Raw genomic sequence first — 14145 nt, 5'->3', positions numbered from 1 at the left:
TCGCCGACCCCGAGGAACCGCATTGACCGACATCTGCCCCGGACGCTGCAACAACCGCTACCGCCGGGCCATCGCCGACTTCGAGGCCGCACTCGCCGACTGGCAGGCCGCCGAAGAACAGCACGCCGAACGCGTTGCGAAGTGGGAACTCGCCAAGCACCGCAACGGCCCCGATGCCGCCGGCCCACGGCCCCACCCCACGCACGGCGAACGCCCAGAGCCGCCCAGCATCCGCCCCCGGTACGGCGACCCGATCTGGTGCACCGGCTGCACCGCCACGATCCGCGCGAACCTCGCCGAACTCGACGACCTCACCCCGCTCCACCTGGAGCAGAGCGACGGCTACAACGAGCCCGGGGACTACTCCGCCGGTCGTGTCAGCGGCACCCAGGAAGACCGCTCCCCCTCACCAGGGCACGACGACCTGGACGAGCTCCTGGAATGGCTGCGCACCTGGGAGATCGAATACCGCAACTCCCAGCGGTGGCCGGCACCACCCCGCCGCGGCGTCTCAGCGCATGCGCTCACCAGCACGACCGCCTGGCACGGCGAGCACCTGGACCACATGCTCGCGCACCCGCAGATCAGCAAGCCGTACGGAACCGGCGTGCAGTGGTGGCACCGCCGCCTGCAGAACGCGACGAACACCCGACCGCCCCTGACCAAGAAACCGATCCCCTGCCGACGCTGCGGCCGGTACAGCCTGTTCTTCCACGACGACCCCACCCGGCCGACCGTGCGCTGCCACGCCGACCCGGACAAGTGCGGGCTGATCATGACCGTCGCCGAGTACGACAAGTACCAGGACGAATACGAAGCCGAGCAGAAGAAGAAGAAGAAGACGGCCCCCGAATTCACCGACGACCAGCCCACCCCCAAGGCGGTATGAGCATGAGCGAACCGGAGTGGCTCCGCGAGATGCGGGAGGCCATGGAGAACGCCACCCAGGTCATGATCGTGCAGGCCGCCATGGGATGGATGTTCCGCGGCGACCTGGAGCAGGCCCGTGCCGTGCTCACCACGCTGCCGACCGACAAGATGAACGAGGTCTCCGCCGCAGCGACCGCTCTGGCCTCACTCGTTGACGAGGTCGCCCAGGAGGCACGATGACCACGCCCACCGGAGACGGTGAAATCTTCGCGGCACCGGCCGACGCGCCGCTCGAGGACAGTCCCTGGGTGAGCATCGGCCGGCTGATCCCGGACCAGCCACCAGACCCCACGTCGGTCATGCCGGACGTGATGAAGCTGGCAGAAGCGATGCGCCCCATCGTGCGGCAGTTCACGCTCAGCGTGCAGTCCACGGCCACGGCCATGCACCGATCGTTCGCGCCGCTCATGTACCGCGACTACCGCACGCACTGGCGGCGCTGCCCGATCTGCCGGGCCAGCCTCCGGCGCGGCACCGTCCCGCCGCTGAAGGTCAACGGTTCCGAATACGCGCGCCGTCGGCGAGCACGACGCAGGAACCGGAGATAACCCGACGCATTTCATTGCGCACTAGCCGTGATACGCCCACCGTGTCACCATTCCGGGCATGGCCGAAACCACCGATGAAGGCACCATCATCACGTCCGTGCAACGAGCCACCAACATCCTCGAAGTCATCGGATCGAGCCCCGGCGGCGCAACGGCCAAGCACATCGCCGCCGAAACCGGCATCGCCCTCTCCACCGTCTACCACCTGCTCAACACCCTCGTCGTCGAGGGCTACGCCACCCACGTCCCCGGCGCCCGGTGGGTCCTCGGCGACCAGATCGACCTGCTCCGCTACTGCCGGCGCAAACAGCAAGCCCACCTGAGACGAGAAGCGCGCCAGCACGGCGTCAGCCGCCCGGATGGTCAGTGACCGCTGGAAGAATCGGATCATGCCCCCCACCATCGACGCCGTCCTGGCCGACGGCGTCCTCATCCCGGTCACCTGCGACGACCACCTCGTCCGCCAGGTCGCCGGCCGGTGGGTGTGCATCCGGCCCCGGCATGCTGACCGGCCCTGCAGCATCCAACTGGCCCTCGCCCCAGCCGCCGTGCCGCTGTCGGCATAGAAATCGAAGCGCGGAACGGCCTCCTCTGCGTACGATCGTCATCAGCACCTCCCGGTGCGAAGGCTCCGGTTACTTCTCTCGAACAGAAACCCACCGGCGCCGTCACTGATCTCGGGAGGACACACAACTTCATCGCTGGTGCCCGGTGCGCAGACAGGGGTTACTTCCACTGTTAATGGGGTGTGTGCAGGTTCGAGTCCTGCCACCGGCCTCACGGCCGGTGTAGCTCAACGGCAGAGCGCCAACGTCACCTCCGTCGACTCGATCTCGGGCACCAGGCGATGAAGAGGGGTCTCCTCCCGGTGCGGAAGGAGACCTTTTTCGTGTCCAAGTTCAACCAGCGCGGCACCCGCCCGGCAATCTTCAGCCCGGTACGCAGCGAGACCACCCCGACCGGCCGCACCCACGAAGGCGCGCCCGGCCACGCCCGCGACGCCAAGTCCGAGCTCTTCCTCCTGGCCATCGCCAACATGGTCGGCGAAGACACCTTCTACGAGCGCGCCAAGCAGCGCGACGACCGGTACGTCACCCTCGTCCGCCAGCTCGCCGTCGCCGACCCCGACTGGACCGCCGCCCTGCTCGCATGGCTCCGGACCGACGCCAACATGCGATCCGCAGCGATCGTCGGCGCCGCCGAATACGTCCACGCCCGCCTCGCCGCCGCGGGCACCCGGCCGCGGCGCCCGCACGAGGCCGGCGCGGAGCAGGCCGCCGTCACGTTCGGCGGCGACAACCTCGCCTACCACGCCTCGGCGAACCGCCGCGTCGTCGACTCGGTCCTCCAACGCGCCGACGAGCCCGGCGAGATGCTCGCCTACTGGACCTCCAAGTACGGCCGGAACATTCCCAAGCCGGTCAAGCGCGGTGTCGCCGACGCGGTCGCCCGGCTCTACAACGAGCGGGCACTGCTGAAGTACGACACCGACTCCAAGGGCTTCCGATTCGGCGACGTCGTCGACCTCGTCCACCCGACGGCCGGCAGCCACGCCGAGGCCTGGGGTGCCTGGCAGGGTGACCTGTTCAAGCACGCCCTCGACCGTCGACACGGCCGTGACAATCCGATCCCCGAGACACTCATCACCATCGGCAACCACGCCGAGCTGATGTCCTGGCCGGTCGAGGAGCGCCGCGCGCTGTTCGACCGCAGCCAGGCCGCGTTCGTCCTGAAGGACGCCGGGATGAGCTGGGAGTCGGTCGCCGGATGGCTGCAGGGCCCGCTCGACGCCAAGGTATGGGAGGCGCTCATCCCCTCCATGGGGTACATGGCCCTGCTGCGGAACCTGCGGAACTTCGACCAGGCCGGCGTCTCCGACGAGGTCGCCGAGCAGATCGCCGCGCGGATCGCCGACCCCGAGCAGGTCGCCAAGTCTCGGCAGTTCCCGTTCCGGTTCCTCGCGGCCTACAACGCGGCCCCGTCGCTGCGCTGGGCCTGGGCGCTGGAGAAGGCACTGAACGCCTCGCTGGCGAACGTCCCCGCGCTGCCGGGCCGCACGCTCATCCTCGTCGACCGGTCCGGCTCGATGTTCGGTCCGATCTCCGAGCGGTCCGGGCTGAACCGCGCCGACTCGGCGGCCATCTTCGGCACGGCGCTCGCTCTGCGTGCGGCGTCCGCCGACCTGGTGGAGTTCGGCACCAGCCACCGCCCGATCCGCCTGCAGGCCGGAAGCTCGGTCCTGACCGCGCTGAAGGAGTTCGGCTCGATGGGCGGCACGAACACCGCCGAGGCCGTACGGGCGAACTATCGCGGTCACGACCGGGTCGTCATCGTCACCGACGAGCAGGCGTGGGGCGGCTACCACGGTGCCAACCCGACCGGCCAGGTCCCGGACAACGTCCCGGTCTACACCTGGAACCTCGCGGGCTACCAGCACGGTCACGGCCCGTCCGGCCACGGACAGCGGCACACCTTCGGCGGGCTCACCGACCGGGCGTTCGGGCTCATCCCGCTCCTGGAAGCCGGGCGGAACGCCACCTGGCCGTGGAAGCAGAAGACTCCCTGAGACGATCACCCTCGGCGCGTCGGAGCGTCCCTGGTTGCAGCGCTCTCACCTGCGGTGGCAAACTGATCAGCAAGCAGACGTATGCCCTCAGCCGGACACAAAACGGCTGGGGGCATACGCATGTCCGGGGGAGGTGAACACGCCCTGGACATCCAGATCCACCACGGTCCCGACGGCCGCGAATACGTCGACCGGGCCAACGCGGCCCGCGCCGCCGGCGTCAAACCCGCCACCATCAGCACCTGGGAAGCTCGCGGCCGACTCACACGAGTCCCCGGCACCCCACCCCGCCAGCCGCTGTACGCCCTCGAAGACGTCATCGAGGCCGAATACCAAGCCCGCATGAACGCGGCCCGCACAGCCGGCACCACCACCCGCGCCGTACGCCATCTCTGTGACGCCGCCTGACCGACCCCGAACCACCACACCCGGGAGGTGTCGAGATGGCCAACCCGCAGCACGCAACACTCGTCGCGAACACCCCTACGACGCTCACCTTCGACGTCGACGCCGACCTGATCGAGATCCTCAACGTCGACGGCGCCGCCGAGGTCTGGGCCACCGTCGACGGATCCACCCCCGCAGTCGGCGGAAACGGCTCCTGGCTACTGCCCGCCGCCGTCGGCTCCATCGAACTGCGCCCGCCCGGCACCGGCACCGCCCCGACGACCGTGAAACTCATCTCGACCGGCACCCCACGCGTCTCGGTCGGCGTCCTGCGATGACCTCCCGGAACTTCGCCCCACCAGACCGGTCGGCGCTGTTCCCCGGCACCGCCCGGCTACCGCGGTTCCCGCAGGCCTCGAGCGTCGCCACGACGATGCAGTCCGGGCACGGCTGGACCAGCTCGGGCACGGGCGCGACGTTCAACCTCAACGACACCAGCGACTCCATCAGCGGGTCCCAGGCCGCGAAGCTGACCACCGCTGGCACCGCCGCCCAGACGAACATCCGCAAGTTCGCCGGAAGCGTCCCGGACACGACCGGGAAAATCTTCCGCCTCCGCATCAAGGTCGACGACGCGACCCATCTGAATGAGCTGGACTTCTACTGCGGCTCGTCTTCGCTGGCCAACACCTACAAGTGGAGCTTCTTCATCGGCGGCGGCTCCGCGTGGATCACGAGCGGCGACTGGGTGACCGTCACCCTCAACTTCGCGGACGCCACCACGACCGGCACGCCGGCCCGCTCGGGCATGACCGACCTTCAGCTGCAGGCCTGGGACGACGGCACCGGCAACCCCGTCACGGTGCACCTGCAGTCCGTCGAGCTGATCTCAGATGGCTCCGCGGTCTTCCCGTCCGGTGTCGCGTCCATCTGCTTCGACGACTCTTGGAGCAGCCCCCGCGACCTGGCCTGGTCCAAGCTCGACAGCTACGGCTACCCCGCGTCGCTGTTCACCATCACCGACCAGCTCGGCTCCGCGAACCACATCACCCTCACCGACCTCAAAACCCGCGTCGACCGGTTCGGCTGGGAATCCGCAGCTCACGCCCAACTCGACGCCAACCACGCCGCGACCTACACCGGGATGACCGCGGCCCAGCTCGAAGGCGACATCCGCGCACAGCGCGCCTGGCTGATCAGCAACGGCGTCCGCATCGGTGATGGGACGGCCTACCCGCTCGGGCAGTTCGGCCGGACAAGCGACAACGTCAGCACCGTCGACATCACCCGCCGGTACTTCTCCTGGGCCAGGACGACCGCTCGCCGTACCGCCGAGACGTTCCCGCCGGCCGACCCGTTCCGGCTGCGGGCGATCTCCTCCATCAGCACGTTCGCCGGCGGTGTCACACCTTCCAGCCTCACCACGGCGAGCACCGGCACGATCGACAAGGTCAAGGCCAGCAGCGGGTGGCTCATCCTGGTCTTCCACAAGATCGTCACCGGGTCGGTCGGTTCGACCCTGGAATGCGCACAGTCCGACTTCAACGCCATCATCGACAAGATCAACACGGCCGGGATGCCCGTCGCGACGATCGGCGATGTCCTGCGCTACTACGGCTGAGGTGTCCTGCGATGACCTCCCGAATCTTCGCTCCGGCGGACCGCGTGGCGAACGCCATCCCCAGCGATCACGGCCTCCTCTCCTGGAGCCACGATCCGTCCGTGTCGGTGACCTCCCAGACCCCGACCGCCGGGACCGTCTACCTCGTCGCCGTCTACATCCGGAAGCCCATCACCGCGACGAAGTTGTGGTTCGCGAACGGCGCCGCCGCCACGTCCATCACCGCTGGTCAGAACTTCATCGGCCTGTACACCTCGGCCGGGGTACTCCTGGCCTCGGCGGGGACCGACACACAGATCCAGGCGTCCGCGAACGCCCAGTCCGCGGCGATCTCCTCCACAGCCCTGGCCCCGGGCATGTACTGGGTGGCGCTGCTCGTCAACTTCTCCGGCGCCCTGACCTTCATGCGCGGATCCAACGGCGGCCACACCAACGCCAACCTCAGCACCGCCGCCCTACGCTTCGCGATCAACGGCACCGCCGCGACCGCCCTGCCGGCCTCGATCACCCCAGCGTCCAACGTGAAATCCAACAGCCTGCCGTGGTGGGTCGCGGTCAGCTGACCAGCCACACGGATCTCGGAGGCGAATCCCATGTACGTCTCCCCTGGCATCGTGCATGGTCTGTGTGCCAACCTCGCGCACCGCGCCACTGGAATGTGGCCGGGCTCTGCCGAGTACAAGGCCATGCATGGCGACAACCCCAAGAGCTGATCCCGTTGGCCGCACGGGCCCTGTCCGTCTGCTCGTGCCGTGGCTGCACCGCCTGCGGCGACCGCTGCCCCACCCTCGTCCCCAGTGGCCGCTGCACCGACTGCGCCCGCGCGGCCGACCGGCGACGTGGGTCTGGCAGCGCACGCGGCTGGAACAATCGCTGGGCGACATTCAGCAAGCGATACCTCCGCGACCACCCGATCTGCGCATGCACCGCCGACTGGTGCGCCCACATCCACCAGCCCGGCCAGTGCGGGCAGCCGGCCACCGACCCAGACCACAAGGACGGCACCGGCCGCAACGGCCCACGCGCGTTCGACCCGGACAACCTGATCGGCCTGTGCCACCCCTGCCACTCCCGCAAGACGATCCACCAGGACGGGGGCTTCGGCCGATGACCGACCAGACCGCAGGCCAGATCCTCGACAACCTCGGCGTCAACCTCGAGCTCGACGAAGGAGACCTGGTCTCAGATGCCCTCGTGCTCGCGAAGGTCATCCGCGCCGACGGCGAGGTCACCCTGCTCATCGTCCCCAGCGAGTCCCTCGACTGGATCGCCATGCGCGGAATGGTCTACGCCGCCGACGAGATCCTCCGCCAGAGCCCCCTGGAAGCCCCCGACGAATAACCGGCCAGGCCCGAGCCGACGCCGGTTACGGAGGGTGGGGGGATACCCCCAAGATCACCTACCGGAAGCCCGCAGCTGAGGGCGCTGAGAGGTCTGCCAGGTTCAAAGGGTCGTTTTCGCAGGTCAGCCGCTCGACGTTTTCGGGGCCGGATTCCGGCCTGACCTCTGCTTCGTCACGCAACGTGGCGAGTGTGGCCGCGCAATGCGGCGGAGGAGTTGATGACCATGCCACGAGGTGGCGCGCGTGTGACGTCGGGTCCTCCGCCGGACCCGAACGCTCTGCGCCGGGACCGTGCGAGCGATAAGGCGGGCTGGATCACGCTTCCAGCGGAAGGCCGTACGGGTGAACCGCCGGTGTGGCCGCTGACGGAGCCGACTCGCCGCGAGGAAGATCTGTGGGATGACCTGTGGGCCCGGCCGCAGGCGGTGATGTGGGAGAAGCTCGGCCAGGAGTATGAGGTCGCGATGTGCGTGCGGATGCTCGCGCGCGCGGAGGCTCCGAAGTCGAGCACCGAGCTGCTGAAGGGCGTCAAGCAGTTCTTCGACTCTCTCGGCCTGTCGACGGTGGGGATGCTGCGGAATCGCTGGCGCCTGTCCGACGGCGGCACGGCGGACCCGAAGCCGGCTACCACCCGGCGCGCCCCGGCGCGGAAGTCCTCGCGGTCGCGCCTGAAGGTCGTCCCGAGCGATGGCGACACCGGGACCTGAGTGGGTCGTCTCGTGGCCGACGCTCGGCTTCCTCGTCGCCGACTGGGTTGAGCAGCACTGCATCGTCCCGGACGGCTGGGACAAGGGCAGGCCGTTCGAGATGTACGACTGGCAGCTGTGGTGCACCGTCAACCACTACCGGGTCAAGCCCACCGCGACCGTCGGGCAGCTCGCGACGGCGTTCCACTACCGCCGCAGCCAGATCATCGCTCCGCAGAAGGCGCTCGCGTTGGACACCCCGATCGCGACGCCGACCGGGTGGACGACGATGGGCGAGGTCCGGCCGGGCGACGACGTCTTTGACGAGCGGGGCGAACCGACCCGGGCCATCTCGAAGTCACCGGTGTGGCTGTCGGACACCTACCGGGTGACGTTCTCCGACGGCGCGTCTCTGGTCGCGTGCGGGGACCACCAGTGGTGGGTAGAGCGGCGGACCCCGAGCGGCACGTACGTCCCGGATCGGGTGACGACCACGGAGATGGCCGCGAACCTCGTCGACGGACACGGCGCGCGCCGGTACCGGGTGCCGAACGCCGAGCCGCTGCGGCTGCCCGACGTCGACCTGCCGATCGATCCGTACGTACTGGGCGCGTGGCTGGGCGACGGGCACTCCGACGACGCCCGGATCACCGGCCTGGACGAGGAGATCTTCGCGCGGATCGAGGCGGCCGGCCATGAGGTACGGCGCACGTCGGTTCCGAAGCGCCGTCAGATCATGGATCTGAAGCCGCTGCTGCGTAAGGCCGGGCTGCTGCGGAACAAGCACATCCCCGTGGCGTACCTGCGCGCATCGGAGAAGCAGCGGTGGGCGCTCCTGCAGGGCCTGATGGACACCGACGGGTACGCGGACGTCCGCCAGGGCAAATGCGAGTTCACCACGACGCTGCCAGCGCTCCGGGACGGCGTACGGGAACTGCTGTACTCCCTGGGCATCCGCCACCTGGTCCACGAAGGCATCGCCCGGCTCAACGGGCGGGCGACCGGCCCGAAGTGGCGGATCGACTTCGCGGCACGCTCGGACATGCCGGTGTTCCACCTGCCCCGCAAGCAGCAGCGGCTCAAGCCGCCTGGCCGCGGGCACGCGCAGTACCGGCACCGCCGCGTCATCGCAGTCGAGCAGATCGCCACCGTGCCGACCCAGTGCCTCACCGTCGAGGCGCCTTCGCACGTGTTCCTCGCTGGCCGGGAGATGATCCCGACCTGCAACACCGGCAAGGGCCCGTGGTCGGCGACGATCATCTGCAACGAGGCGGTTGGCCCGGCGGTGTTCGCCGGCTGGGCCAAGGGCGGCGAGGTCTGGGATTGCCGCGACCACGGTTGTGATTGCGGCTGGGTCTGGGAGTACGAGCCCGGCGATCCGATGGCCACGCACTGGCCGACGCCGCTGATCCAGCTGCTGGCGACGTCGGAGGACCAGGTCGGGAACGTGTACCGGCCGCTGCAGGCGATGGCCAAGCACGGGCCGCTCGCCTCGATGATGCGGGTCGGTGAGGGGTTCATCCGGCTGCCGAGCGACGGCAAGGTCGACGTCGTCACCTCCTCGGCGCAGTCCCGGCTGGGCAACCCGATCATCTTCGCGCTGCAGGACGAGACCGGCCTGTACACCGCCACGAACAAGATGATCCGGGTCGCTGAGACGCAGCGGCGTGGCGCGGCCGGCATGGGCGGCCGGAGCATGGAGACCACCAACGCCCCGGACCCCTCGGAAGGGTCGGTCGCCCAGCGGACGCTGGAGTCCAAGCGCCCGGACATTTTCCGGTTCTGGCAGCAGGCCCCGGCTTCACTGCGGTACCACATCAAGTCCGAGCGCCGGAAGATCCACAAGTACGTGTATCGCGGCTCGGCGCACGTCGACCTGGACGCCATCGAGGCCGAGGCCGCCGAGCTGCTGGAGAAGGACCCGGGGCAGGCCGAACGGTTCTTCGGCAACCGGATGGTCTCGGGCATCGGCACCTGGCTTGATGCGGCGACGTGGAACGGCCGGGCCGCCAAGACCGCCCGCAAAGTCGCGGACGGCACGCGCATCGTGCTCGGCTTCGACGGTTCCGATTCCGACGACTGGACCGGGATCCGCGCCGAGACCCTCGACGGCTTCCAGTTCACGCCCACGTTCGGCCCCGACCGGCTGCCGACGATCTGGAACCCGGCGGACTACGGCGGCCAGGTCCCGCGCCTGGAGGTCGCGGCCGCGGTCGATGACCTGATGGCCCGCTACGACGTGGTCCGGCTGTACGCGGACCCGCCGGAGTGGGAGACCGAGGTCGACGGCTGGGCGGAGCAGTACGGCGAGAAGGTCGTCATCCGCTGGTACACCCGCCGGGCCGCGCAGATGTACGACGCGGCCGAGCGGCTGCTGACCGACGTCACCAAGGCCGACTCCGCCTTCACCCACGACGGGTGCGAAACGACCGCCACCCACGTCGGGAACACCCGCAAGGCCCGCCGCCCCGGCAACAAGTACGTGCTGGCCAAGGCCAGCCAGTCCCAGAAGATCGACCTCACGGTGTGCTCGATCCTCGCCCACCAGGCCGCCGGCGACGTCATCGCGGCTGGCCTGGCCCGCCCGAAGAAGTCCAGCCGGATGCTGATCCTCAGGTGAGCGGGGGTGGGGTGTGGTGGATCGCTCGGAACAGGAGTGGCTGACCTACCTCATCTCCCAGCACGACCAGCAGAAACAGCCCCTGCTCAACCTGGACGCCTACTACGAGGGCACGCAGCTGCTCTCGTACATGGCGCCGGAACTGCTCGCGGAGATGGACAACCGGATCCGGCAGGTCGTCATCAACTGGCCCCGGTTGATCGTCGACTCCGTCGAGGAGCGCCTCGACGTCGAGGGCTTTCGCTTCCCGGGCAAGGCCAAGGCCGACCCAGGGCTGTGGGAGATCTGGCAGGCCAACGACCTGGACGAGGAATCCCAGCTCGGACACCTCGACGCGCTGGTCATGAAGCGCTCGTTCGCTATCGCCGGCTCGAACGAAGACGACGAGGAAATCCCCCTCATCACCGTTGAGTCCCCGCTCGAGGTGCACGTCGAATACGACCCGCGTACCCGCAAGGTCGCGGCCGCGATCAAACGGTGGTGCGTGGAGGAAGGCACCACTAAGACCGAGTTCGCGAACCTCTACCTGCCCGATACCCGGGTCACCTTCCAGAAGGAGAAGGGCCAGTGGGTCGAGGTCGACCGGGACGACCACAACCTCGGTGTCGTGCCGGTCGTCCCGCTGGTGAACCGGCCCCGCACCCGTAACCGCGGCGGTGTCTCCGAGCTCGCCGACGTGATCCCGCTGTCGGACGCCGCCTGCAAGATCGCCACCGACATGATGGTGTCCGCCGAGTACCACGCCGTCCCCAGGAGGGTCGCGTTCGGGTTCTCCGAGGAGGACTTCACCGACATCGACGGCAACCCCGTCTCGGCGTTCTCCCGGGTGGTCGGCCGGGTCTGGGCGACCATGAAGTCCCGGGGCGGCCCGGACGGCGCGGACGTCGTTCAGTTCCCCGAAGCGTCGCTGAACAACTTCCACGAGACGATCAACGCCCTCGCCAAGCTGGTCGCCTCGCTGTCGGGCCTGCCGCCGCACTTCCTCGGCATGACCACCGACAACCCCGCGAGCGCCGATGCGATCCGCTCCTCAGAGATCCGCCTGATCAAACGCGCCGAGCGCCGCCAGCGCACCTTCGGTGGCAGCTGGGAGCAGGTCCAGCGCCTCGCACTGCGGATCCGCGACGGTGAATGGAACCCGGACGCCCGGCGGCTGGAGACCGTTTGGCGGTCCGCGGCGACCCCGACCGAAGCCCAGTCCGCTGACGCGGCCGTGAAGCGGTTCCAGGCCGGGATCGTGCCGCTCCGGCAGACCCGCGAGGACCTCGGCTATTCGGAGACGCAGATCGCGCTGATGGAAGAAGCCGACCAGGCAGCGGACCCGATGAACCGCCTCCTGCCGCCCAAGCCACCACCTGTCCCCGGCCCGGTCCCGCCCGAGGATGCGGCGGCCGGACCCCCGCCGGCGGCGTAGGTGCCCACCGACCAGCTCGCCCGCCAGCAGTACACCGAGCAGCAGGCCCTCGTCCGTCAGACCGCGGTCATCGCCCAGTCCCAGTGGCGGCGCATCGACCGCCACTCCATCTCCGACTCCTGGCGAGACCTGCTGCAGGGCCTGCTGCGGGCGCTCACCGGCACCCAGTACACCGCCGCCCAGCACGGAGCGGGCTACGTCGAGCGGATCGTCCGCGTGTCCGGCACGGTGCCGCAGACGACCGGGCGCGTCGTCCCGCAGGCCCTCGCCGGTATCGCCTCCGACGGCCGGGATCTGGAATCGCTGCTGGAGACCCCGCTCATCGGGGTGTTCGAGGACCTGCAGGGCGGCGTCGACGTCGACCGGGCCCTGCACAGCGGCATGGACAACCTGATCACGATCGTCGCGACCCAGGTCGCGGACGCCGGCCGGGTCGCCACCGGAATCGGGATGGTCAACGACGGCGCGATCGCGGGCTACGAGAGGTTCGTGAACCTGCCCGCGTGCGGCCGGTGCGTCATCCTCGCCGGGCGGCTGTACTCCCACTCAACCGGGTTCCTTCGGCATCCGCGGTGCGATTGCCTGATGTTGCCCGTCACCCATGAGGAGTGGCGGAACGCCAACGTCGACAACACCCCCGAGGACCTGTTCGCGTCGATGAGCGAGGCCGAGCAGCGCAAGGCGTTCGGGAAGGCCGGCGCGCGGGCGATCCGGGACGGCGCCGACATCGGCCAGGTCGTCAACGCCCGCCGCGGGGTCGCCACGGCGGCCGGGCCGGGCGGCCGCCGGATCGTCTACACGACCGAGGGCACCACCGCCCGCGGCATTGCCGGACGCCGCCTGGGTGACCTGGAGAAGCAGCCCGGGTCCCGGTACCGGCGTGCGCGAGCTCCGCGGCTGATGCCCGAGCAGATCTACGCCGAAGCGGACCGTCTCGGCTGGGACCGCGCCGAGATCGTCCGCCAGCTTCAGCGCTTCGGCTACATCACGTAGCCGATCAAAGGCTTCCCGGGCCGCAAGGGCCTGGGATGAAGTCCCGCAACGGGAGATTGCATTGATCACTACCGACCCTCGCCCCTGGCTGTTCGACCTCGCTCGTTTCGACGACGAGGGCGAAGACACCGGCGGCACCGATGACGGTGCCAGCGGCGACGACACCGACGAGACCACCGACACCGGCGTCCAGGACGACGCCGACGACACGGGCCTCGAGGACGACGGCGACACCGGCGATGACGGTGACGACGATGAGGAGGACCGTGAGCTCGGCCCCAAGGGCGAGAAGGCCCTGAAGGCCGAGAAGGAGAAGCGGCGCATCGAGGCGGCCCGCCGGCGCAAGGCCGAGGCCGAACGGCAGGCAGCCGCGAAGGAACTCGCCGCGGCCCGGAAGCGGCTCGCCGAGTACGAGGACCGCGACAAGACCGAGACGGAGAAACTCACCGGCCGCGCCGAGCGGGCCGAACAGCGCGCCGTCGAGGCGACCGCGCGGGCGATCCGGGCGGAGGTCAAGGCGCAGGCCGCCGAGACGTTCGCGGACCCGTCAGACGCGATCGACGTCCTGACCCGCGACCCGGCCAAGTACGTCACCGACGACGGCGAGATCGACGAGGACGCGATCATCGCTGACCTCGCCGATCTGCTCGAGCGCAAGCCGCACTGGCGCAAGAGCGAGCCCGCAGCCGATGCGGACGCCGAGGACAAGACCACCCGGAAGCCGGCCAGGCCGCGTCCGAAGCCCGACGCCGGGCAGGGCGCGCGCGGCGACAAGACCGTCGACTTCCGCACCGCCGACCAGGCGACCGTCGACGCCGAGCTGGCCAAGTTCGGCTACCGCCGCCGCTCGTGATCGAAATCCGTGCCCGCCTGGGCGACGGACACACCTCCATCGAGGTGGACGGGCACGAGGGCCACGCCCGCGGCGGCGTCGTCTGCGCCGGCGTCTCCGCGATCGTCCAGACCGCACTGCTCGGGCTCGAACAGATCGCCCGTCAGAACCCGGACCTCGTGTCCATCACCATCACTGAGGAGTAA

At 69.4% G+C, this 14145-nt stretch carries 18 protein-coding genes and 1 tRNA gene; all 19 read left to right on the top strand.

The window, feature by feature from the left end:
* Positions 1-22 precede the first annotated feature (22 nt).
* The gene (locus NE236_RS41465; RefSeq protein ID WP_252847803.1) at positions 23-889 is read left to right on the top strand and encodes a hypothetical protein; all 867 of its coding nucleotides are present in this window, start codon (positions 23-25) and stop codon (positions 887-889) included.
* Positions 890-891: 2 nt separating this feature from the next.
* On the top strand, positions 892-1110 hold the full coding sequence (locus NE236_RS41460) for a hypothetical protein (protein ID WP_252847802.1): 219 nt from the start codon (positions 892-894) through the stop codon (positions 1108-1110).
* Positions 1107-1478 carry a hypothetical protein gene (locus NE236_RS41455; RefSeq protein WP_252847801.1) on the top strand — a complete coding sequence of 124 codons (372 nt, stop codon included), beginning with the start codon at positions 1107-1109 and terminating at the stop codon, positions 1476-1478. Before NE236_RS41460 ends, NE236_RS41455 begins: the two co-directional genes overlap by 4 nt.
* Before the next feature lie 58 nt (positions 1479-1536).
* Entirely contained in the window at positions 1537-1848 is a 312-nt protein-coding gene (locus NE236_RS41450; protein ID WP_252847800.1) for a helix-turn-helix domain-containing protein, read from the top strand.
* A gap of 19 nt (positions 1849-1867) precedes the next feature.
* On the top strand, positions 1868-2044 hold the full coding sequence (locus NE236_RS41445; RefSeq protein WP_252847799.1) for a hypothetical protein: 177 nt from the start codon (positions 1868-1870) through the stop codon (positions 2042-2044).
* 140 nt (positions 2045-2184) lie between these two features.
* Positions 2185-2255, top strand: a tRNA-OTHER gene (locus tag NE236_RS41440).
* A gap of 112 nt (positions 2256-2367) precedes the next feature.
* Positions 2368-4044, top strand: coding sequence for a TROVE domain-containing protein (locus NE236_RS41435; RefSeq protein WP_252847798.1), 1677 nt, complete (start codon positions 2368-2370; stop codon positions 4042-4044).
* Between the two features lie 120 nt (positions 4045-4164).
* Positions 4165-4452, top strand: coding sequence for a hypothetical protein (locus tag NE236_RS41430; RefSeq protein ID WP_252847797.1), 288 nt, complete (start codon positions 4165-4167; stop codon positions 4450-4452).
* A 35-nt stretch (positions 4453-4487) separates the two neighbouring features.
* Entirely contained in the window at positions 4488-4769 is a 282-nt protein-coding gene (locus tag NE236_RS41425; RefSeq protein ID WP_252847796.1) for a hypothetical protein, read from the top strand.
* Positions 4766-6052, top strand: a complete 1287-nt coding sequence (locus tag NE236_RS41420; RefSeq protein WP_252847795.1) for a polysaccharide deacetylase family protein — start codon at positions 4766-4768, stop codon at positions 6050-6052. Before NE236_RS41425 ends, NE236_RS41420 begins: the two co-directional genes overlap by 4 nt.
* 11 nt (positions 6053-6063) lie before the next feature.
* Positions 6064-6615: a hypothetical protein gene (locus NE236_RS41415; RefSeq protein ID WP_252847794.1), complete on the top strand. Its 552-nt coding sequence runs from the start codon at positions 6064-6066 to the stop codon at positions 6613-6615.
* A gap of 155 nt (positions 6616-6770) precedes the next feature.
* Entirely contained in the window at positions 6771-7163 is a 393-nt protein-coding gene (locus tag NE236_RS41410; protein ID WP_252847793.1) for a hypothetical protein, read from the top strand.
* On the top strand, positions 7160-7393 hold the full coding sequence (locus NE236_RS41405; protein ID WP_252847792.1) for a hypothetical protein: 234 nt from the start codon (positions 7160-7162) through the stop codon (positions 7391-7393). The genes NE236_RS41410 and NE236_RS41405 overlap by 4 nt, the downstream gene beginning before the upstream one ends.
* A 246-nt stretch (positions 7394-7639) precedes the next feature.
* The gene (locus tag NE236_RS41400) at positions 7640-8101 is read left to right on the top strand and encodes a phage terminase small subunit (protein WP_252847791.1); all 462 of its coding nucleotides are present in this window, start codon (positions 7640-7642) and stop codon (positions 8099-8101) included.
* Positions 8082-10700, top strand: a complete 2619-nt coding sequence (locus NE236_RS41395) for an LAGLIDADG family homing endonuclease (RefSeq protein ID WP_252847790.1) — start codon at positions 8082-8084, stop codon at positions 10698-10700. The genes NE236_RS41400 and NE236_RS41395 overlap by 20 nt, the downstream gene beginning before the upstream one ends.
* 16 nt (positions 10701-10716) lie before the next feature.
* Positions 10717-12114 carry a phage portal protein gene (locus NE236_RS41390; RefSeq protein ID WP_252847789.1) on the top strand — a complete coding sequence of 466 codons (1398 nt, stop codon included), beginning with the start codon at positions 10717-10719 and terminating at the stop codon, positions 12112-12114.
* The gene (locus tag NE236_RS41385; RefSeq protein WP_252847788.1) at positions 12115-13107 is read left to right on the top strand and encodes a hypothetical protein; all 993 of its coding nucleotides are present in this window, start codon (positions 12115-12117) and stop codon (positions 13105-13107) included.
* Between the two features lie 61 nt (positions 13108-13168).
* A complete protein-coding gene (locus NE236_RS41380) occupies positions 13169-13960 on the top strand; it encodes a hypothetical protein (protein WP_252847787.1) in 792 nt (263 codons plus the stop codon).
* Entirely contained in the window at positions 13957-14145 is a 189-nt protein-coding gene (locus NE236_RS41375; protein ID WP_252847786.1) for a ribosomal-processing cysteine protease Prp, read from the top strand. The genes NE236_RS41380 and NE236_RS41375 overlap by 4 nt, the downstream gene beginning before the upstream one ends.

Source organism: Actinoallomurus purpureus (genome assembly GCF_024055795.1).
GTDB lineage: Bacteria > Actinomycetota > Actinomycetes > Streptosporangiales > Streptosporangiaceae > Actinoallomurus > Actinoallomurus purpureus.
Note: the sequence above shows the minus strand (reverse complement) of the source record. Positions and strands in the feature narration are given on the sequence as shown.